The sequence below is a fragment of the Streptomyces sp. NPDC002156 genome, from assembly GCF_053593675.1.
The window spans coordinates 66923-88108 of record NZ_JBSFDA010000015.1; the positions used below are offsets into that span (position 1 = coordinate 66923).

At 70.6% G+C, this 21186-nt stretch carries 19 protein-coding genes; 9 read left to right on the forward strand and 10 right to left on the reverse strand.

Annotated elements, in window-relative coordinates:
• Positions 1-11: 11 nt before the first annotated feature.
• From ACWCRB_RS09760 to ACWCRB_RS09780, 5 genes are read left to right on the forward strand one after another with little or no spacing between them, the layout of a single operon-like run.
• Positions 12-1157, forward strand: coding sequence for a glycosyltransferase family 2 protein (locus tag ACWCRB_RS09760; protein WP_450995534.1), 1146 nt, complete (start codon positions 12-14; stop codon positions 1155-1157).
• Entirely contained in the window at positions 1154-2527 is a 1374-nt protein-coding gene (locus ACWCRB_RS09765; protein WP_450995535.1) for a DegT/DnrJ/EryC1/StrS family aminotransferase, read from the forward strand. The genes ACWCRB_RS09760 and ACWCRB_RS09765 overlap by 4 nt, the downstream gene beginning before the upstream one ends.
• Positions 2511-3356 (forward strand): HAD-IIB family hydrolase, encoded by an 846-nt coding sequence (locus ACWCRB_RS09770; RefSeq protein WP_450995536.1) that lies wholly within the window; start codon positions 2511-2513, stop codon positions 3354-3356. The genes ACWCRB_RS09765 and ACWCRB_RS09770 overlap by 17 nt, the downstream gene beginning before the upstream one ends.
• A 38-nt stretch (positions 3357-3394) precedes the next feature.
• Entirely contained in the window at positions 3395-4426 is a 1032-nt protein-coding gene (locus ACWCRB_RS09775; RefSeq protein WP_450995537.1) for a Gfo/Idh/MocA family protein, read from the forward strand.
• Complete coding sequence (locus ACWCRB_RS09780; RefSeq protein ID WP_450995538.1) at positions 4423-5475, forward strand: LacI family DNA-binding transcriptional regulator; 1053 nt, start codon at positions 4423-4425, stop codon at positions 5473-5475. The genes ACWCRB_RS09775 and ACWCRB_RS09780 overlap by 4 nt, the downstream gene beginning before the upstream one ends.
• A gap of 12 nt (positions 5476-5487) precedes the next feature.
• Here ACWCRB_RS09780 and ACWCRB_RS09785 read toward each other — a convergent pair whose 3' ends face one another.
• From ACWCRB_RS09785 to ACWCRB_RS09825, 9 genes are all read right to left on the reverse strand, one after another.
• Positions 5488-6462 carry an aldo/keto reductase gene (locus ACWCRB_RS09785; RefSeq protein WP_450995539.1) on the reverse strand — a complete coding sequence of 325 codons (975 nt, stop codon included), beginning with the start codon at positions 6460-6462 and terminating at the stop codon, positions 5488-5490.
• A 112-nt stretch (positions 6463-6574) separates the two neighbouring features.
• A complete protein-coding gene (locus ACWCRB_RS09790) occupies positions 6575-7813 on the reverse strand; it encodes a hypothetical protein (protein ID WP_450995540.1) in 1239 nt (412 codons plus the stop codon).
• Entirely contained in the window at positions 7806-8867 is a 1062-nt protein-coding gene (locus tag ACWCRB_RS09795) for a glycosyltransferase family 2 protein (RefSeq protein ID WP_450995541.1), read from the reverse strand. The genes ACWCRB_RS09790 and ACWCRB_RS09795 overlap by 8 nt, the downstream gene beginning before the upstream one ends.
• A 9-nt stretch (positions 8868-8876) precedes the next feature.
• A complete protein-coding gene (locus ACWCRB_RS09800) occupies positions 8877-9938 on the reverse strand; it encodes a UbiA prenyltransferase family protein (RefSeq protein WP_450995542.1) in 1062 nt (353 codons plus the stop codon).
• Positions 9935-11071: a glycosyltransferase family 4 protein gene (locus tag ACWCRB_RS09805; protein ID WP_450995543.1), complete on the reverse strand. Its 1137-nt coding sequence runs from the start codon at positions 11069-11071 to the stop codon at positions 9935-9937. Before ACWCRB_RS09805 ends, ACWCRB_RS09800 begins: the two co-directional genes overlap by 4 nt.
• A gap of 84 nt (positions 11072-11155) precedes the next feature.
• Positions 11156-12343: an endonuclease/exonuclease/phosphatase family protein gene (locus ACWCRB_RS09810; RefSeq protein ID WP_450995544.1), complete on the reverse strand. Its 1188-nt coding sequence runs from the start codon at positions 12341-12343 to the stop codon at positions 11156-11158.
• Between the two features lies 1 nt (position 12344).
• Positions 12345-13394, reverse strand: coding sequence for an NAD-dependent epimerase/dehydratase family protein (locus ACWCRB_RS09815; RefSeq protein ID WP_450995570.1), 1050 nt, complete (start codon positions 13392-13394; stop codon positions 12345-12347).
• Positions 13395-13471: 77 nt separating this feature from the next.
• Positions 13472-14902, reverse strand: coding sequence for an aspartate aminotransferase family protein (locus ACWCRB_RS09820; protein ID WP_450995545.1), 1431 nt, complete (start codon positions 14900-14902; stop codon positions 13472-13474).
• Between the two features lie 101 nt (positions 14903-15003).
• Positions 15004-16122 carry a LuxR C-terminal-related transcriptional regulator gene (locus ACWCRB_RS09825; protein WP_450995546.1) on the reverse strand — a complete coding sequence of 373 codons (1119 nt, stop codon included), beginning with the start codon at positions 16120-16122 and terminating at the stop codon, positions 15004-15006.
• Between the two features lie 416 nt (positions 16123-16538).
• On the opposite strand from ACWCRB_RS09825, the gene ACWCRB_RS09830 reads away from it, so the two are divergent.
• Positions 16539-17123 (forward strand): NADPH-dependent FMN reductase, encoded by a 585-nt coding sequence (locus ACWCRB_RS09830; RefSeq protein ID WP_450995547.1) that lies wholly within the window; start codon positions 16539-16541, stop codon positions 17121-17123.
• 88 nt (positions 17124-17211) lie between these two features.
• Complete coding sequence (locus tag ACWCRB_RS09835; RefSeq protein WP_450995548.1) at positions 17212-17358, forward strand: hypothetical protein; 147 nt, start codon at positions 17212-17214, stop codon at positions 17356-17358.
• Between the two features lie 356 nt (positions 17359-17714).
• Here the strand turns inward: ACWCRB_RS09835 and ACWCRB_RS09840 are convergent, their stop codons facing one another.
• Positions 17715-18362 (reverse strand): TetR/AcrR family transcriptional regulator, encoded by a 648-nt coding sequence (locus tag ACWCRB_RS09840; RefSeq protein ID WP_450995549.1) that lies wholly within the window; start codon positions 18360-18362, stop codon positions 17715-17717.
• 105 nt (positions 18363-18467) lie between these two features.
• On the opposite strand from ACWCRB_RS09840, the gene ACWCRB_RS09845 reads away from it, so the two are divergent.
• Positions 18468-19868 carry an MFS transporter gene (locus ACWCRB_RS09845; protein ID WP_450995550.1) on the forward strand — a complete coding sequence of 467 codons (1401 nt, stop codon included), beginning with the start codon at positions 18468-18470 and terminating at the stop codon, positions 19866-19868.
• On the forward strand, positions 19865-21160 hold the full coding sequence (locus ACWCRB_RS09850; protein WP_450995551.1) for an FAD-dependent monooxygenase: 1296 nt from the start codon (positions 19865-19867) through the stop codon (positions 21158-21160). Before ACWCRB_RS09845 ends, ACWCRB_RS09850 begins: the two co-directional genes overlap by 4 nt.
• Positions 21161-21186: the final 26 nt, after the last annotated feature.

Here is a 21186-nt window from a genome sequence, read left to right on the forward strand (position 1 = left end):
CGGAGCTCATTGTGAAAGCAAGCCTGGTCGTTCCCACCTACAATTCCAGGGAACTCCTCGCCCCCTGTCTGATCTCGCTCAACCACCAGCGCCTCGACCCGTTAGACGAATTCGAGGTGGTCCTGGTCGACGACGGATCGACCGACGGCACAGGGGACATGGTGGACGCGCTCCCCCTCAAGTATCCGGTGCGCCGTCTCCGTATTCCGCGCACCGAGGAATCCTGCCGTTCGGCGGCACGGAACGCCGGAATCCAGGCGGCGGAAGGCGAACTGATCGTCTTCGCGGACGGTGACCAGATCATCGACCCGCTCTTCCTCCGGGAGCACATCCGGTGCCACCGTGACCGGCCCGGGATCGTGGCCGTCGGGTTCCGCGACTATCTCGCCCCCGGCCCGGTGGACCTGGAGCGGCTGCGGTCCTCCTTCGACCCCGAGGCCTTCCCCGGGTCCGCCGCGCCGGACGAACGGGCGGAGGTCACGGACCTGCTGTCGGAGAACCTGGCCAATCTGGCGACCTGCTGGCACTTCCTCTACGGCTGCAACGTCTCCGTGCGCAAGGAGAACCTGCTGGCCGTCGGCGCGTTCGACGTGAACATCAGGAGATGGAGCTTCGAGGACGTCGAGCTGGGTTACCGCCTCCACCGGCACGGCCTCACCTTCGTACACACACCGTTCGCCCGCGTCCACCATCAGCACCACGCGGAGTCCCAGCGCGAGCGGCACGCCGACTGGCGGGAGAACTTCGCCTACTTCACCGAGAAGCACCCGGAGCTCGACGTCCGGCTCCAGTGGATCCTCGACAGCTACTTCGACCCCGCGCGCGACGACGGTCCCAGCTGGTTCGAGGCCTACCTCCGACTCGAGTTCGCCTGCCGCGCGCTGGCCGGCCGACTGCCCCTCGGGGAGCCGTACGAGGTGCTGGTGGTCGAGGACCGCGACCTGGCCGGAGCCGAGCGGCGGATCGCCGAGGCCGGTGCGACGGCCGATCTGATCGTGGTCGACATGACCGACGACCGGGATCTGCCCCTCGCCGTGCAGACGCTGCGCACCGGACGCGAACTGCTGTACTTCAAGCGGCCCGGCCGACGCGTGCTGGAGCGGGCGGCGAAGACCTTCGGGTGCCCCGCGCTCGCCGACCGGGCGGTGGAGGCGTGACCGTTGTGACGGGCCGGCCCCCGAGTCCCGCGGCACAGCCGTTCACCGGAGACAGCCACAGCATCCATCGGCTGGTGCTCGACGTGCGGCGCGGTGAGATCCCGGCGTACGCCTCGACCACGGCCGTCGCTCACCGCACACTGGCCGGCCTGCTCGACGAACGGAGCACGCGGCTGTTCCCGTCCGCACCGGACTCCGTCTTCGCCCGGGAACCTCTGTCGGCCGGACAGGGGCGACCGGCGGTGCCGTTCCTGCCCAGGGCGCGTCTGCTGGGGCCGGAGGGGCAACGGACCGCCGTCGAGCACTTCGCCCGTGCGCTGGCGGCGGGTGAGCTGACGAGTGGGCCCGCCGTGACCGAGTTCGAGCAGGCGCTCGCCGAATTCCTCGGGCTGCCCCACGCCGTCGCCACGAGCAGCGGCACGGATGCCCTGGTGATCGCCCTGCGCGCGGTCGGAGTGGGTCCGGACGACGAGGTGATCATGCCCGCCAACAGTTTCGCGGCGACCGAGAACGCCGTGTTCGCGTGCGGAGCCGTCCCCGTCCTCGTCGACGTGGACCCCGAGCGGTACACCCTGGATCCCGCGCTGGTCGGGGCTGCCGTCACCGCCAGGACCCGGGCGGTCCTGCCCGTCCATCTGCACGGGCGGCTCGCCGACGCCGCCGGTGTGCACCGGGTCGCCCGGGAACACGGTCTGCGCGTGGTGGAGGACGCCTGCCAGGCGATCGGGGTCACGGGCGTCGGCCGGTACGCGGACGCCACCGTCCTGAGTTTCAACCCGTACAAGAACTTCGGGCTGACCGGGAAGGCGGGAGCCGTCCTCACCGGTGACGGCGAACTCCACGCACGCATGGAGAGATTCGCCTACCACGGCTTCGCCCCGGGAGAGAAGAACGTCAAGGCCGATGTCTGGGGCCTCAACGCGAAGATCGACAACTCGACGGCCGCCGTGGCCACGGGACTGCTGCCGGGGCTCACGCTGAACAACTACCGTCGTGCCTTCCTGGCCCACCGCTACGTCGACGCGCTGACGGACCTGGACGTGGCCGGACAACTGGTCGTGCCCGCCTTCGTCGAGGATCACGCCTGGCATCTCTTCCCGGTGCGGGCGGCGGCCGGAGGGGCCGCCCGGGACGCGGTCCGCGCCGGCCTGCACTCGGCCGGGGTGGAGACGGACGTCTACTACCCCGTACTCACCCATCACCAACGGACCCCGCTGCGCGAGAAGCTCTTCGCGGGCGTGTCCCTGCCCCGCGCCGAGGAGCTGAACGCGACCGTGTTCCACCTTCCGCTGCACAACGGACTGTCCCTCACCGAACAGGACCGAGTGATCGAGGCACTGCATGCCGCCGTCCATGCCACCGCGCACTGAGGCCGCCGTCCTTCCGTTGCCCCGTCCGGTGCGGACCGTGGCCTTCTCCGACTTCGACGAGACCTATCTGGCGCATTCCGCGACCGAGCGCGAGAGGGCCTGCCGGGAGGCGCTGGAGGACTACCTCGTGGAGGCGGGCGAACAGCACGGGCTGCTGTTCGGCTGGGTGACGGGCAGTTCACTGCCCTCCGTGCTGCGCAAGGTCCGTGCGCACGGGCTGCGTACACTGCCGCACTTCGTCGCCTGCTCGCTCGGCACCGAACTGCTGCTGTCCGACGCGGGAGAGTTCCGCCCGGACACCGGCTGGCAGCGGCGGCTGCCCGACGCCGAGAGCTTCACACGGAGTGCCGGGACCGTCGTACGAGAACTGTCGGGCACCGGGACGAGCCTTGAACCGCAGCCCGGCCGTGCCCCGGACAGCCTGGTGAAGAGTTACTACTACCGCTCCCGTGACCCCAGGACCGACGCGCGGAACCTGGCCGCCGTCAGGGACGCGGCCGCGCGCGGTGCGCTGGGGGTGAACGTGAGCCGCTGCAATCCCGCGAACGGGGACCCGGCGGACTGCTACGACGTCGACCTCCTTCCGCGCACCTGCGGAAAGAGACAGGTCGTCCGGTACGTCTGCCGGAAGTACGGCATCGACCCCGCGGACGCGTTCGCCTTCGGTGACAGCGGCAACGACCTCGAGATGCTGGCCGCCGTGGGGCACGGAGTCCTGGTCGGGAACTGCACGGAGGAGGCCCGCGGCCGCCATCCGCGCGTGTCCGACCGGTGCCATTCGGACGCCGTCCTCACCACGCTGTGCACGGGGCTGCGAGCGGGACGGTGACAACAACCGCCACGGCGATCACAGGAGGGCTTTTACCGATGCGGGTGGGAATCATCGGCGCAGGGGGCATCGGCCGGACGCACGCGCGCGCGGTACTGGCCGGCGAGGGCACCCTGCTGGCCGGTCTGTACGACGTGGACAAGGCCAGGGCCGCATCGGCCGCCGACGACCTGGGCGTACGCGCCTTCACCTCCCTGGACGAGTTCTACGAGGCGGTCGACGCGGTCGTCGTCGCCTCCCCCAACCGCACCCACGCCGCGTACGCCTGCGAGGCCGTCGACCGCGGGCGGCACGTGCTGTGCGAGAAGCCGATGGCCGTCGACCTCGAGGAGACCGCCGCCATGCGGGACCGCGCGGCAGGCGCAGCCGTCGTCTGCTGCGTGGGCTTCAACTACCGCTATCTCGGGGTGGTGCAGGAGATCCGCAGACAGCTCCACGACGGCGTACTGGGCCAGGTGCTCCACGTCGACCTCGCCTTCAGACGTGGCAGCGCACTGACCCGTAAGACCTTCACCTGGCGGGACGACGCCGGGGAACGGTTCACCAGCGGGGCGCTCGGTGATCTGGGCGTGCATCTCATCGACCTGCTGCACCACCTCTTCGACGGTCCGGTCGACACCGCCGGCTGCCAGGTCGGGCTCCGGACCAAGGTGGCCGCCAAGGAGGGGCGCCGGGTACGCGTCGACGACCACGCCTTCGTGAGCGGCCGGCTGGCGACCGGACCGCACTTCACCCTGACCGCGTCCAAGTCGTCCACGCCCGACGACGTGGGCTTCCGGGTCTCCGTCACCGGCAGCCACGGCGAACTCCTCTACCGCTCGCAGGACGGCCCCGTCCTGCATGTGCGCACCGGTGTCGAGTGGGAGCCCGTGAAGGTCCTCGGTGCCACGCGGCTGGAGGACCCGCCCGGCGAGGTCCCCGGCTGGGCCGACTCGTTCGTGGCCCAGCTCCACGACTGGACGGCTACCGTTGCCGGTGCTGAACGCCTCGGGGCCCTGGCGGGCTTCGACGACGGGCACCGGGCCCAACAGGTCCTGGACGAACTGCTGCGCAAGGGAGAGGTCAGTTGACCGACCGGACCGGTGTCCACCGCCCCACGCTGGAAGCTGTGGCCAGGAAGGCGGGAGTGTCGCGGTCCACCGTCTCCAGGGTGATCAACGGTCAGCCGAAGGTGCGTGCCGAGGTCGTCGAGCGGGTCCAGGAGGTGGTGACGGAGCTCGGCTATGTGCCCAACCAGATAGCCAGAAGCCTGGTCACCCGGCGCAACAACGCGGTCGCCGTCGTGATCACCGAACCGCAGAACCGGCTTTTCGTCGACCCGTTCTTCGCCCTGCAACTGCACGGCATACGGCGGGAACTCGTCGAGCAGGGCTCACAGCCGGTGCTGCTCTTCATCGAGGAGCCCGACGACTACGCGCGCGTCGGCGACTTCCTCGGCGGCGGTCACGTCGACGGGGCGCTGCTGTTCTCGCTGCACGCCGACGACCCCCTGCCGGCCATGACGGACCGGCTCGGGCTGCCCGCCGTCTTCGGGGGCCGGCCGGTGGCCGGGCCGGCCGAACGGTCCCGCGGCTACCTCTACGTGGACTCGGACAACCGGGGCGGTGCCCGGGAAGCGGTGCGCCATCTCGTCGGGCTGGGCCGCCAGTGCGTCGGGACGGTCACCGGACCGCTGGACCAGGCCGCCGCGGTGGACCGGCTGGACGGCTATCGCGACGTGTTCCCGGACGCCGCGCCGCAGTTGGTCGTCGAGGGCGACTTCACGCAGGAGGGAGGCGCCGAGGCGATGCGCCGCCTGCTGGACGGGTGCCCCGGTCTGGACGCGGTGTTCGTCGCCTCGGACCTCATGGCGGCCGGCGCGCTGCGCGTTCTGCGGGAACGCGGACGGCGGGTGCCCGAGGACGTGGCCGTCGTGGGCTTCGACGACCTCCCCGCCATCGCACCGACCACCGATCCGCCGCTGACCACGGTGCATCAGGACGTCGAGGGGATGGGGCGGCTGATGGCCCGTCTGCTGCTGGCCCGTTCCTTCGGCGAGCAGGGCGGACCGGCCGTCGGCGCCGACTCCGTCCTCCCGGTGATCAGGCCGACCCGCCTCGTGGTGCGCGGCTCGGCCTGATCCGGGTGCCGGTCAGCCGCGGGCGGCCGGCGCGGGGCGCCCCAGCGGGGCGAGCGCGTCGAGTTCGGCCCGGATCTCCTTCGGCAGCTTCAGGGCGATCCCGTCCAGCGCCTCGTCCAGCTGGGCCACGCTGCTCACGCCCAGCACCGGCATGACCGGCGCCGGGCCGCCGGTCATCCACGCCAGCGCGAGCTGGTTCGCGGTGACCCCCAGCCGGGCGGCCAGCTCCCGCAGCAGTACCACCCGCCGCTCGTTCTCCGGGGACCGGTACTCGGGGCTCAGTTCCCGGTCGGCGCGGGTCAACGCGCCCTGGAGCAGCGGCGAGTAGCCCTGGAGCACGGCGCGGTGCTCGGCGGCGTACCCGGCCAGGGCGTGGTCCAGCGGCAGCTGCGGGCGGATGTCGTGCCCCGGGTCGGGCCACAGGTAGGAGTGCCGCACCTGAACGACGCGGGGCAGCGCGATCGCGTCGTCCGAGGACGCCAGCCCGGCCGCCTCCCGCAGCCGGGCCGCGTCCGGGTTGCTCGCGCCGACGACGGCGACGCGCTGGGAGGCGACCAGTTCGGAGAGGGCGCCCAGGGTGTCGGCGAGCGGGGTGGACGGATCGTCGGCGTGGGTGAGGTACAGGTCGACCGAGGGGCAGCCCAGCCGCTCCGAGCTGCGCTCGAACTGCTTGAGCACGACCTCGGGGCGTAACCCCTCCGCGGACTCCGGGAAGGGGCCGTCCAGCGGATCGGGCAGACAGCCCACCTTGGTGGCGATCAGGGTCTCGTCGCGGGCACCGGTGGCTGCCAGCCAGCGTCCGATGACCCGTTCCGACTCCTCACCGGTGCCGCCGGGGGCCCAGAAGGCGTAGCAGTTGGCGGTGTCCAGCAGCCGGCCGCCACGTTCGACGAAGCGGTCCATGAGCGCCCGGGAGGTCGCCTCGTCGACGGTGGTGCCGAAGTACATGGTGCCGAGGGCGACTTCGGTGGTACGGAGTCGGTCCATGACCGATTCTCCGTAGGCCGTAGTCAACATGTGTGCGGGTCCTTTCGCGGAGGGAGCGGGGCGAGCGAGCTGTCGGATGTCGGTGACAGGGGCCGGGGTTCAGAGGTCAGGGTCAGTTCGATGAGGTATCAGATGTGACGGGTGAAGCGGAAGCGTGCGCCGGGATCCGGCCCTCGGCCGGTGAGCCGGCCCGGCGCGCCGCCAGGCTGCCGTACCCGAAGGCGAGGACGTCCGCCGCGGCGAGCGCCAGCCGGCTGGCCGCCGCCGCGACGGCCGCCTCGGCCGGGGGAAGCACGGAGGCCAGGGACACCGCGAGCAGCGCCTCGCGCACCCCCAGTCCGTCCGGGACGACCACCACCAGGCTGCTCAGCGAGGTGGCCACCGCGAACCCGCAGACGCAGGGCAGCAGCGAGTCGAGCGGATCGGCGCCCAGCGCCACGGCGAACAGCCACAGATGGCCGCCGGTCACCGCCCAGGACAGCGCGCAGAGCCACACCGAGCGCCGCAGTACTCCGGAGGGGACCGGCGCGAGCCTGCGGTCCAGCGCCTTGACCGTCCTGAGCAGCCGCATCGCCGTGACCAGCAGCCGGGGCAGCATTCCCAGCACCACCGGGACGAGCACCGCCGCCGCCACCGCGGCTCCGGTGCCGTGGACGTACCCGGCCAGGGAGGGCAGCCCGAGCACCGCGCCGGTGCCGAGGGACACGGCGGCGTAGAGGCCGAACGCGGCGGTGAACTGGAACACCGTGATCCCGGAGCCCGCGGCGAGACGGGTCTGGAGCACGATCGACCACATCACTCCGGGGATGTACTTGCCCAGCGAGCCCGCCGCGAAGAGCCGTACCGCGAACGCGCCGCGCATCGGGGCCGACAGGGCCTGGAGCGGTTCGCGCCAGGACAGCGCCGTCAGCCACAGTCCGGCCACCGTCGGGACCAGGGACAGCGGGAACAGCGGCCCGAGCTGCCCCAGCGCCTCGCCGGTGGCCGCCCGGTCCCGGGCGAGCGACCGCAGCAGGAAACCGGCACACAGCACCAGCACCGCCACGGTGAGCGCACCCCGCACCCAGGGACGCCGAGCGAAGGAGCACAGTCCGGCCCACCTCCGAGGGGCACCCCGCCGGCCCGGCGCCTTGCCGGCCGGGGCCCGCTCGGTGCCGGGCCCCGCGGGCGGGCGGTCGTTTCGGCGGTGGGGCGTCTTGTCGGCCGGGGCCGGCTTGGTGTCGGGTTCCGGGGGCGGGCGGTCGTTTCGGTGGTCGGGCGTTTTGTCGGCCGGGGCCGGCTTGGTGTCGGGCCTCGCGGGCGGGCGGTCGTCCCGGTGGCCGGGGGGAGGAACGTCCGGAGACCTAGCCATGCCCCGTGGCTCCCGTCGTGCCGCCGGTGCCGCTCGCCTCGGCGACGGCCGGTGTCCGGCTGTAGCGGCGCCGGAAGGACGACGAGCCCGCCCAGCGGACGGCTCCCACCGCCGCGGCGACGCCTGTGGTGGCCGTCATCAGCAGGTGCAGTCCCGCCATCATCGGCAGCTCGCGTGTGCCCGCCGTGGACCGCAGGAACCGCAGCAGCCCGCGTTCCTCCGCGGCGAACGCGCCCAGACCGGCGACGGCCGCCGCAGTACCGGCCACCGGCCACAGGGGCGCGGCGGTGAGTCCGGCCAGCGCCAGGGACACACCGGCCACGGCCGTCGGCCGGTAGGCGGTGTCCGACAGCTGCGGACGGCCCCGGCCCCGGCTGCGGTCGGCGAAGAGCGACACCAGGGGCACCGAACGCCGGTACTGCTTCCTCAGCAGCACCCGGAGGCGGTCGTCGTCGTCATGGCGCCCCACGATCCGGGGGTCGAGCAGCACCGACGACACGGCCGCGAGCCGGGCGCCGTACTCCACGTCCTCGGTGTCCCGCAGGGACTCGTCCAGCGGGCCCACCTGTTCGTAGGCGGTGCGGGGCATCGCGCCCAGCGAGAAGTACGCGGCCTTGATGGGCCCGGCGGTGCGCCGGCGCCAGTAGTGCCCGTGGAGGACCTTGTAGCGCTCGACGGCACCGTCGTCGATGAGCGGCACGGAGTCGTAGATGCCGCAGACGAATCCGACCCGGGGATCGGACTGCAGGACGTCCACGGCGATGCGGACGGCGTCGGGGCGCAGCGCGATGTCGGAGTCGAGGAAGAACAGGATCTCACCGGTGCTGTCGCGGACCCCGGTGTTGCGGGCGGCGGACACCCCGCCGTTCGCGGTGCGCACCAGCCGGACGGGGTACTCCTCGGCGATGCGCGGTGAGTCGTCGGTGCTGCCGTCGTCGACGACGACGATCTCGACGTGCGGATACGTCTGGGCCACCACGGACTCCAGGCACTGCCGCAGTGTCCGCGCGTAGTTGTAGTTGGGGATGACGACGGAGACGGTGGGTGGTCGCATCGGTGAACCTCACAGAAGACGGCCGACGGCCAGAGCGGCCAGCCACAGAACGGCGTTGATCACGAGGGGGGTGTCCGTGAGCACGTCCCGGCCCGGTTCCCCGCCGCTGCGCCGCATCGTCACCAGTTGCGCGTAGCGGCACGAGGCGAAGACGGCGAAGGGCGTGGTCACGACGGCCAGCGCGGAGGCGTGCGGATGCGTCGCGGAGAGGCAGAACAGCAGGTAGCTGATCAGCGTGGCTGCCAGCAGCACGGCCATGAGCTGGTCGAGCAGAGCCACCGAGTACCCGGCGAGGGAGGGCCGTTGCTCGGCCGCCTCCCCGCGCAGGCCGACCGCCTCCAGCTCGTGCCTCCGTTTGCCGAGCGACAACAGCAGGCACGTGCAGTACACGCAGATGATCAGCGCGGGGTTGAAAGGCGCCGCCACCGCCGCGCATCCGGCGACCGCCCTGAGGACGAAGCCGACCGCCACCAGGCTGACGTCGACCAGGGAGTAGTGCTTCAGGGCCAGGCAGTACGCCAGGTTCAGCACCAGATATCCGGCAACCGCGGCCGTCACCCCGGGAGGCAGCAGTGCCGCCCCGGCCACCGGCACGGCCAGACAGCCCGCGCCCAGCAGCAGGGCGCCGAGCGGGCCGACCCGGCCGTCGGCGAGCGGCCGGTGCCGTTTGACCGGGTGCAGCCGGTCCCGCTCCCGGTCGAGCCAGTCGTTGAGGACGTAGACGGCCGCGGATGCCGCCGTGAAGGCGGCCACGGTGAGCAGTGCCCGCCCCGTGTGGTGCAGCAAGGACGCCGGGTCCACGGCCAGCGGGACGAGCAGGACGAAGACGTTCTTCATCCACTGGCGGGGGCGCAGCAGCACCAGCCAGGCCGGGAGTCGCGAACGCCGGGGGACGATACGGGGGGCCAGGCCCTGCCGGGGCTGGCCGTGCGCCTCACCGGTGGTGCGCGGCTGCTCGCGCGGGGTCGTCGCGGGTCCCGGGGAGGGAGCGGCGCCCCGGTGGCCGGGCAGCTTGGTCGCGGCCAGGACGTCTCCGTCGTCCAGGGTTTCTTCTCCGCCCAGCGGTTTCACGGCCGGGCACCCGTCAGGATCCGCCGGAACGCCTCTTCGTGGGCGGCGAGGAAGGCCTCGCCGCCGAAGAGCTTCGTGGCCGTCTCCTTGCCGGCCTTCCGGTCCTCCTCGGGCAGCGCGGCCAGATCCAGCAGCGCCTCGCGCAGCGCGGCCGGGTCCCGGGCCGGGACCAGCCGCCCGAAGCCGGTGGCCTCCACGGGGTACCGGGAGCCGGGCAGGTTCGTGGACACCGGCGGGATGCCCGCCATCATGGCCTCGACCTGGACGATGCCGAAGGACTCCGAGATCGAGGGCAGTGCGAAGACGTCGATGGACGCGTAGAAGTCCCGTACGGCCTCACCGCGCAGCAGGCCCGTGAACCGGATCCGCGGATCACCGGCGGCCTCCCGGCGCAACTCGTCGATGTTGCTGCCGCCGGCCACGGTCGTGTAGTCGCCCGCGATCAGCAGACGGGCCCGGGGATCGTCGAGGGATCTGAAGGCCCGTATGAGGTATTCGATGCCCTTGTCCACGGTGATGCGGCCCATGAAGCCGATGTGCAGGCCGTCCCCGTCGCGCAGCCGCGGTGCGCCTCCGTTGCGGTCGACGCACGGGGAGGGGATGGGTTCCAGACGGCGGCGCCGGATCGTGGGCCAGATGCGGGAGCCGCGCGCCTGGTCCTCGCTGTTGGTGATGACCAGGTCCGCCCGGCGCACGGCCGCCTTGCACATCTCGTCGACGGCCCGCATCCCGAAGCGGTTGACCGGGCTGTCGGGCAGGAACACGTCGATGTGGTACGTCACCACCAGCCGGGCGTGTCCCTTGAGAGCGGCGATCAGAGCGGCCTCGGGGTTGGGCAGATGCATGTGGACGATGTCCGAACGCGCCGCCAGACGCCGCGCCAGCAGGGGCAGGGCCGGGGAGACGAAGCCCCGGCTGATCCGGGCGAGCACGGGTGCCCTGAAGACGTGGACACCGTTGATGACCTCGTGGCGGGGCAGTGCGGGGTCGTGCTGGGCGCAGACCACCGCGATGCGCCAGCCGCGGGCGGCGAGTCCCTCGGCGGTCAGTCGCGCGGCCTCGGTGAGGCCGCTGATGTACGGGGCGTAGTAGTCGAGCATCACCGTCACGTGGAACCTGTCGGGTTGCAGCACGTTGCGTCCCTTCTCACGTTTCTCGGGCTGTGCTTCGTCTCTCCGGGGGTGTCCGGGGGTGTCCCGGGTGTGCTCCGGGCCGGGTCAGTGCGTGGTGTCCGGGACCACGACGCGGATCTCCTGCGCCGCGTGGTCGGAGAAGTCTCCGCCTTCGCCGAACCGGTATCCGGACACGGCCAGGTCGCCGTCGGTGAACAGCCAGTCCAGCCGCCACAGCCGGGGCAGTGGGTAGTCGGAGACCGGCCAGGAGCGGGCGGGCAGCAGGGAGGCGGCGGGGCTGTGCAGTCGGGTGCCGGCTCCGAGCGGGGTCAGTTTCATCCAGGGCGAGTTGAAGTCGCCGGCCACTACAGCCGGACGGGAGTTGCCCGTCAGGTCCGCGCGCAGCTTGCGCAGTTCGCGGTTCCGCCAGTCGGACTGGTCCTTCATGAAGTCGTAGAAACGACCGCTCAGGGGGTTGTCACCGACCCGGAAGGGCACCGCTAGGTGCACGTTGTAGAAGGAAACGACGCTCCCGCCGACCCGGATGTCCGTGCGCTGGGCCTTGGTTCCCTTCCAGTACCAGTCCGTGGCGGTGCCGGCCACGTGGTCGTCGTACTCCGTGACGACGGGCAGCCGGGACAGGGTGAGCAGTTCGCCCGCGACGGAGATCCGGTAGCCGGGGAACTCGGCGCGCAGCCGCGCCGAGTCGTCGATGCGGACCGGCTGGTCCCCCTCCCAGTACAGGTACTCCTGGAGGAGGTACACGTCGGCGTCCTGCCGGCGCAGGAACGCGTAGAAGGCGTCCTTGTCGTCGGTCATCTGCCAGTAGTCCGTGGACCAGGCGAAGACCTTGACCTCCGTCCCCCGGGGGGTTTCGGTGGCGCTGCCCCATCCGGGTCCGTAGCCGGCCAGATGGGCCCCGGCCAGGAGCAGGACGACCAGGACCACGGACAGCCGGCGGCGCACCGGCCGGGCCGGCGGGGCGAGGGCGAGGAGCAGCAGCGGCACCGCCACCAGGGTCAGCGGCGGGGTGGCCTCGACGACGACCCACACCCACCAGCGACCGGCGAGCAGCAGGTGCAGGGCGAGCAGCAGCGCCCATACCGCCGTGGCCGCCACCAGCAGCCGGGTGCCGAGGCACCAGCGCCGGGCAGCCGGGGCGTCCTGCTCGTCCCGGGTGTCGTGCCGGGGCGTCTCGTCGGCGGCCGGTGGTTGTGACGGTCCGCCGCCCGCGGGAACGTCCGCCGGTGTGCCGCCGTCCAGCCCCTCTTCCTTCTCTTCTGTCGAGGACATGTCAGAAGAAGACCTTCGCGAGACCCAGCACTCCCTGCCGCCAGGGGTCCCGGCTGGTCTGACCGCCACCCTTGCCGGGAGTGACGGGCGCCGCCGTCGCACGCTGCGCGCGCCACCACTCGTACGTCCCGAGAATGGCCTCCTGATTGGACAGCCGGGGGTGGAAGCCTAGCCGTTCCCGGGCCTTGTCGACGCTGACGTAGGAGTCGGCGAGCAGCTTGGACAGCAGTCTGCCGTACACGGGGGACAGCTTGGTCCGCTCCAGCGCGCGCAGCACCGCCACCGCGGGCCGGCCCGGCACCGAGACCACGCGCCGGCCGTGCCCGGCCGCGTCCAGCACCGACTGGAAGTCCTGCCGCAGGGTGCCGAACTCGGCGGCGCCGATGTTGTACGTGTCGCAGGCCACCTCGTCCGGGGCGCGCAGCACGGTCGCCACGGCCTCCACGAGGTCCTCCAGTGCCAGCATCTGGATGCGGACGTCACCGCGGCCGAGCACGGGGAAGTTGCGGCCTTCCTCGGCCCACTGGAACAGCATGTCGAACAGCCCCATCCGGCGCGGCCCGAGGAAGGTCTTGGGCCGCAGCACCGGCAGGCACATCCCCGCCGCCCGGAACCGCTCGGTGACCTTCTCCGCCTCCGCCTTCGCCGAGCTGTACGGATCCACCGGCGTATGCGGATAGTCCTCGGGCGTCGGCACCAGCCGGGGCAGTCCGTAGACGGCGGTGGAGGAGATGTGCACCACCCGGGGCACGTCGGCGGCACGGGCCGCCTCCAGCACGGTCGTCGTGCCCTCGACGACGATCGACCTGATGTCGGCCACGGGGTAACTGGGCAGCGCGGACGCGCAGTGGACCACGGCGTCGACGTCCCCGAGCGCCTCGATGACGGCTCGAGGGTCCCGGATGTCCCCGGTGAACTGCGTCAGCCCGGGGGCCGCGGGCACCGGTCGCAGATCGAACGCGCTGACCTGGCTGCCCGACCGCAGCAGGTGGTCCACCAGGTGCGAGCCGAGCACCCCGGCGGCACCGGTCACGGCGACGCGGGCGGGCAGCGGGGCCCGGTTCTCCCGCTGTGTGAGCCGCTCCGTCCCGTGCGCGCTGTCGTCGCGCGGTGCCTGCGAGGCGTCGGTCACCACAGCGAACTCACCCGCTCCCGTACGAACCGGCCGAGCAGGCGCTTCATGCCCTCGGCCAGCGTGGCGTCCAGGGCGGTGAGGAACCGCTCGACCTCCTCCGGCCCCGCCACCAACGGTGGACTCACCACCAGCGGACTGCGGCCGTTGAGCGTGTTGTACGTGTAGACGTCGTGCTTGCGGTACAGCGTGTCGATGACCGCAGCGGTGATGATCTTCGTACGGATCAGCGGGTCCTTGGCCGGACCGGTCGCCGGCAGTTTGCCGATGAGGTCCAGGATCCTGGGTCCGCCGGAGAGGAAGATCCCGAAGAGGGCGCCGGATCCGCGCACGTCGTCGATCACGTCCGGGTACTTGTCGCGGATGCGCTCCAGCCCCGGCCCGAGCACCGCCCCGATGGCCCGGGCCCGCGCCGGATAGTCGTCCTCGACCGCGACGGAGATCGCCTCGATGGCTGTCGCGGTCTCCTCGCCGAAGCCGTAGTACGTCGTACTCGTGCTCTGCATCATCGCGTCCGTCATGTTGTCGTACGCCTTGTGGAAGACCGGTTCGCGCGCCACGTAGGCGGAGACGGACGACTTGCCGCCGCCGAAGGACTTCGAGGTCGTCACCACATCCGGCACGAGCCCTTCGTACCGCGTGAAGTGGAACATGCTGCCGGTCTTGCCCCACCCGGTGTAGATCTCGTCGAAGATCAGCACGATGTCCTCGGCGGTGCACAGTTCGCGCAGGCCGCGCAGGAACTCCTCGGAGCACCAGCGCATCGTGGACGCGCTGAACGGTTCGATGAGCAGTGCGTACACGTCGCTGTGCCCCCGCGCGTCCCGGGCCTCGGCGAGGACCTCGCGGACGGAGTCGAGGTCGTTGTAGACGAAGGTGCGGATCCCGGGAATCGTCGGGAACTCGAAGTGGTTCTGCGCGCCGCCGGTGAGTCCGCCGGAGCCGAGCAGTTTGCCGTGGAAGCTGATGTCCGCCCGCAGGATCTGCCGCCGCCGGCCGCCGTGGTACTTGTACGCCAGTTTGACCGCGCCCTCGACCGCCTCGGCCCCGGAGTTGGGAAGGAACGAGCGGTTCAGGTCCCCGGGCAGGACGGCCGCCAGGTTGTGGCCCAGGGCGGCCAGATAGGGCGAGAAGTAGGTCTTGTGCACCTCCATCCGCCGCTGTTCCTGGAAGCGTCGGCGGGCCTCGACGATCCGCGGATGGTTGTGCCCGTGGTTGAGCACGCCGATCCCGCCGGTGAAGTCCAGGATTCTGCGGCCGTCCCGGGTGTGGACGTAGGCTCCTTCGGCGTGGTCGACGAGCTCCTGGCCGAAACCGAAGGAGGTCATCAACCGGACCTGGCTCTTGTTGATGTACGTGCGGTAGAGCTCGTGTACCTCGTCGACGTTCAGCTTTTCGGCCTCTTCGAGGCTGATGAGATGTGCCATTGCCCTCTCCCATACGACATCGATGTCGGTCAGCCGTTCGCCAAGGTCGCACGGGAGAGAGGGTGGGCACGAGGCATGCCCGGTGGCAGGTGCTGGCACGGCTACTTCTGGACAGCGCTTTCTACGGCCGCCCCGGCGATGCCCGTTCCGGTGGCCGGGGCGGTGGCCGGGGCGGTGGCCGGGTCGGTGTGGTGCCCGGCTTCCGGCGCTGCCTGCCGGCGGCCGATGATCACTCCGGCCTGGAAGCGGCTCATGGCGCCGAGTTCGTCCATGAGCGCCGAGATGTGACGGCGGCAGGTCCGGGTCGCCATACCCAGACGGCGGGCGATGACCTCGTCCTTCAGTCCCAGGGACATCAGCCGCAGGATGGAGGACCGCAGTTCCGCACTCACCTGCTGGTCGTCGGTCGGTTCCGTGCCGCTGCCGAAGGGACTGCCGGTCTGCCAGGCCGCTTCGAAGGAACGGCACAGATACGCCACCAGGGTCGGGTCGGTGACCACGGCCGCGCCGGGTGCTTCGTCTCCCTTGCGCCCCGCGGGAACAAAGGCAATTTTCCGGTCATAAATGATGAGGCGCTCGGCGAGTTCCTCTGAAGTGCGGACTTCCGCACCTTCTTTGGAGATATGTCCAACATAGGTCCGTGTGGTGAGGCTCGACCGGGCGGTGTGCTGATAGAGAGTGCGGATCCGGACGCCACGTCTCAGTAATTCCGTTGTATGGACGAGGTCCTGCCGGAGAAGTTCCGCCGAACGGCCGCCGCCCGGCTGGAGACTCATCCGTTCCGTGGTGCTTCGGCGTCTCGTCAGATCAATCTCCCGTCGCACATCGTCGGCGTTGTCAAGAATGCGGATCGGGACATCCGTCGAACGGGACCTTTCGGCGGTCCGATAAGGCCCGACGAGCGAGTGCAGTTGCCGGTGTATTCCCGCAATCCGCCGCTGCTGGCTGGCGATCATCGTCTCCAGGGGAGTCACCAACTCGGCCTCCACGACGGCCGGGTCGAGGGGGACGACGGGATTGTCGTGATCGTTCGGGCTGAGCAGGCGCAGGTCCTGCAAGGTCTGGCGGGCCTCCGCGACCCGGGTGGGAGGCACCCCGAGTTCGGCGGCGATCTCCTCGTCGCTGAACACACCGACGCGCAGGGCGGCCCTGAACGCGTCGACGGCCAGCTCGTTCAACAGGGGTCGGGTCAGCTCGTCCAGCGGGGGCTGGTTCTCCAAGGGACACCTTCCAGTCGACATCGGCCGCTATCCACTTGTGGCCAAGCCATCATAGGACAGTGATCGAGTCTCGACCTGAGCCCATTTGGCGACCAGGCTTCGATAAGCCCGGAAAACGGTGCACGACATCGATTCGAATCCACAATCCACGGGGTCGTGATGGCGAAAAATCGGTGGGTCCCGGCTCGCCTTTCCGTTATTCTTCTCTGCTCTTCCGGAATTGCCGGTTCCGCAAAATCAGTGACCTCCGACGCTGTGTCCGGCGACGGGCGGGCCGACTTCACGGTCATCGACGACAAATGGGATCTGATAGGGCGGTGACATTCGTGCGGCCGGGTTCGTCGACCACGGCCTGACGGAGGTGGGCGGGCGCGCGGCTTGACCTGAAGGAAGGTTGAGGTACGAGGCTGTCCCGTATGAAGACATCCACGGAAGCGGTACGCGTAACGGTCGTCGTCGGCAGCAACCGCGAGGGCCGTTTCGGCCCCGTTGTGGCCGACTGGCTGCTCGATCGGATCAGGAACCACGCCGACCTCGTGGCGGAGGTCGTGGACGTCGCGGCCATCGCACTCCCGACGACGTTCGCGACCGACGCGGACGCGAAGGCCGAGCTGGCGGCGATCACCCCGAAACTGGCGTCCGCCGACGCGTTCGTCGTCCTGACCCCCGAGTACAACCACTCCTACCCGGCCGGCCTCAAGAACCTCATCGACTGGCACTACACGGAATGGCAGGCCAAACCGGTCGCCTTCGTCTCGTACGGCGGCGTCTCCGGAGGCCTCCGCGCGGTCGAACACCTCCGTCAGGTCTTCGCGGAACTCCACGCGACGACGGTCCGCGACACGGTGTCGTTCCACAACGCGGGCGCGTCGTTCGACGACGGGGGACGACTGAGGGACCCGTCGGGACCGGACGCGGCGGCGAAGACGATGCTGGACCAAGTGGTGTGGTGGGGACGGACGTTGAGGGAGGGGCGGGCGGTTCGGGCGTACGGAGGTTAGGGGGTTGGGGGAGGGGCGGGGGTGGGGGGTGACAACGCGGACCGGGGCCGCGTGCCCCACGGCTTGACCAGCGACGACAATGCCGGTCATGGACACCGTCGTTGAGATCCACGTACCTCTTGAGGAGCCCTCCGGAGCGCCCGAGGGCTCCGATCCCTACCCCTGGATCGACCGGGTGGAGTACTTCCTGGCCGATCTGGAGGAAGCGGAGGAGTACGACGAGGGGGAGGAGTAAGAGGGTGCGTACGTCTTCTTCGTCACCGGTGCCGCCGAGACGGATCTCCTGGCCGTCGCATCGCGGGTGGCCGCGCTGCCCGGCGTACCGGGGGGAGTGTTCGCGGTGGTGACTGAGGAGGGTGCGGAGGGGATCGGGGTGGGGCGGCGGGTGGAGTTGTAGGCGCTTCCTGTCGTCCGGGAGCGAGAGGTCCGCGAGCGGGCCGCTGCGGCGGCCCGGGCTGCGGACAGCGCCGAAGTGGGTTCCGGACGACCTCGGGTGCACGGGCAGTCGCAGGCGCGCTCGTTGCGGGCCCCGCCGCCGAATATCGCGATCGGCGCTGTTCTTTCGTGCGGCCCAGCTCGGCCCAGCCCTCCCTACCTGGTTCGGTAGGCCCGGAGGAAGGTCCGTACTCCCTCGACGACGAGTGGCCGGACGCGGGTGTCCTCCGTGGCGTTCGCGGAGCCGAGCCTGTCCAGGGCGACGCCGAAGGCCAGCGCGATGAACTGGTCGGCCGCGAGCCGGGGGTCGGGGACGTCGAGGAGCCCTGCCTCGGCCAGGGCGGCGAGCCGCTCGGCGATTGCCTCGTCGGGGGTGTCGGCCATGGGGTTGTAGCCCGGGTGCGGCAGGTGGCCGGACTCCGCGCGGACCAGTCGTTGCAGGGTGGCGTGCTCCGCCGAGCCGAGCATGTCGGTCGCGATGCGCATCGAGAACGTGACCAGGGCGTCCTCCAGGTCGGCGGCCTCGGGGACCTCGGTGAGGGTGTCGTCGAGGGTGCGCCGGATCGTCGTGACCAGTGACTGGCCGACGGCGTCGACGACCGCGCGCAGCAGCGTCTGCTTGTCGCCGAAGTAGTCGTAGACCGTCCGCTTGGACACCTCGGCGCGGGCGGCCACCGCGTCGACGCTGGTCCGGTCGAAACCGTCGGTGAGGAACAGTTCGCGGGCCGCCGAGAGGATGGCGGCCCGCTTCCGCGTGGACCCCTCGCGCAGTGTCTTCGTGGTCGGTGTCTTCGTGTTCGGCATGGGCACATCCTAACGTTCTACACTGCACGGTGTAGTGTAGTAATGGCTCCGGCAAGGACGGAGAGCCGGAAAGCCGGAGAGTCGGAAGGAAAGAAAAGGATGTCCATGACCGCAACCCTTGCTCCGCCGATCCGCATCGGGAAGGCCGCTGTCTGGGCCCTCGGCATGCTGGCGGTCGCCACCGGTGCCCTGGAGTCGGTGGTGACGCCGACGCTCCCGCTGCTGCAACGCGAACTCGACATGAGCCCCGCCGAAGGGGCGTTGCTCAGCATCACGCTCCTCATCACCGGCGCGCTCGTCACACCGCTCGCGGGCAAGTTAGGCGACCGCCACGGCGGAAAACGGATCCTGATCAGGCTGATGGCGGTGGTCTCGGCCGGCGGCCTGGTGTCCGCCCTCGCACCGAACCTGCCGGTGCTGCTGCTCGGTCAGGTACTGCAGGGGGCGATGGTGGGCGCGCTGCCCCTGTCGTTCATCCTGGTGCGCGAACACCTTCCCGAGGGCGAGTCGAAGGTGGCCATCGGGGTCGTCAGCGGGCTGTTCGTGGGCGGCGGGATGGTGGGAACGCTGTCCGCCGGGCCCGTGGCGGAAAGCCTGTCCCGGCACTGGATGTTCGCGCTGCCGACGATCGCGGTCATCGGGGCCACCGTGCTCGTGAACAGGCTGATGCCGCACGACCCGCCGAGCCGGTCGGACGGCACCGGAGTCGACTGGCCCGGCCTGCTCCTCCTGAGCGGAACGCTCGTCACGCTCATGCTCGTCCTCGCGCTGGCGCCCGACATCGGCGGCTCGCAGCCACTCGTACTGGGCGCCCTCATCGTGGTGCTGGCCGCCTTCGCGACCGGATGGACGGCCGTCGAACGTCGCGCGGCCTCGCCGATGGTCGACCTGCGCATGCTGGCGCGGCCCGCCGTGTGGAAGGCGAGTGTGCTGACGTTCGTGATCTGCGTCGGTACGTCGGTGGCGGTCTACTTGGTCCCGCAACTGCTCGCCGTCCCCACCGACGAGTACGGCTTCGGGGCGAGCGCCACCGCGATCGGCTTCTTCCTGCTGCCCGGCGCCGTGGCCGCGTCACTCGCCGGCCCGCTCGGCGGGATCGGGGCACGCCGCTTCGGCTCACGTGCCGTGGTCACCGCCGGGATCGTCATCATGACCGCCGCCCTGATCGCCCTGGCGGTCGTCCACACCGAGGTCTGGCACCTCGTCATCGGCAAGATGCTGATCGCGCTCGCCAACGGCCTGTGCGTCACGGCGCTGGTGACCAGCACCGCCACCTCCGTCGACCAGGGCGACACCGGCATCGCCACCAGCCTGGTCCTGGTCACACGCGTGATCGGCTACGCAGTCGGCGTGCAGATCAGCGGCGCGATCCTCACCGCCGGAACCCCTGCCGGGTCGGACGTACCGGCCGAGTCCTCCTTCGTCGTCGGCTTCGTCATAGCCGGGGCCGTCACGGCACTGTCCCTGCTCGTCACCCGCACCATGAGCAAAGGAGTCAAGGAATGACCAGCACCGGTCAGTTGAGCGACATCCGTACGAGGGGCATCGGCCCGACGCCGAGGCGCAAGGTCCTGATATCCGGGGCCGGCATCGCGGGACCCGCCCTCGCGTTCTGGCTGAACCGCTACGGATTCGAGGTCACGGTGGTCGAGAAGTCGGCCACGATCCGCGACGGCGGCTACCCCGTCGACGTACGCGGCACCGCACTCGAGGTCGTCCGCAGGATGGGAATCCTGCCGCGACTGCGGGACGCCCACATCGACCTGCGCCGCATGACCTTCCTCGACGAGGACGGCAGCGAGGTGGCCTCGGTCGACCCGCACACCGTCACCGGCGGCGTCGCGGGGCAGGACCTGGAGGTACGGCGCGGAGATCTGACCAACGCCCTGTATGCGGCGGTCCGCGACGACGTGGAGTTCCTCTTCGACGACTCCATGGGCACCCTCGACCAGTCCAGCAGGTCCGGTAACGGGGTGGACGTCACCTTCCGGGGAGGCAGCACACGCACATTCGACATGGTCTTCGGCGCGGACGGCCTGCACTCACGTACCCGCGAGTTCCTCTTCGGCCCCGAAGAACAGTTCCACCACTACCTCGGCTACTGCTTCGCCGGATTCACCATGCCCAACACCTTCGGCCTCTCCCGCGAGGCGACGATGTGGAACACCCCGGGCAGGGCCGCAGCCCTCTACGCGGTGGGAGACGTAGGGGAAGCGGGGGACATGGGTGAGACCGACGACGTACACGCCTTCCTCAACTTCGCCCACCCGGAACCGCCTTACGACGCCTTCCGCAATCCGGAGGCCCAACGCGACCTGGTCGCCAAGGTCTTCGCCGACGCGGGCTGGGAAGTCCCGGGCATGCTCGCCGCCATGCACGACGCGGACGACCTGTTCTTCGACACGGTCAGCCAGATCCGCATGCCCCACTGGTCCAGCGGCAGGGTCGCCCTGCTCGGCGACGCCGCGTACGCACCCTCGTTCCTCACCGGCCAGGGCTCCAGCCTCGCGCTGGTCGGCGCGTACATGCTGGCGGCTTCTGTCGCCGACCACCCGGACCCCGCCACGGCCTTCGCCGCCTACGAAGACACCACCCGCGAATTCGTGACCCTGAACCAGGACCAGGTGGGCAAGGGCGACGCCACACTCTTCCCGACCACCGCCGAAGCCCTGGAACAACGCAACGACATGCTCCGCAACCTCAGCACGATGTCCTCCGCCCCCTCAGGGGAGGGACGACCGGCCCACTCGGCCCTCACCCTGCCCGACCTTAATTCGCTTGCCCTGCCTACGGGTTGACGCTGCAATGTGGCCTGGCCGGACAT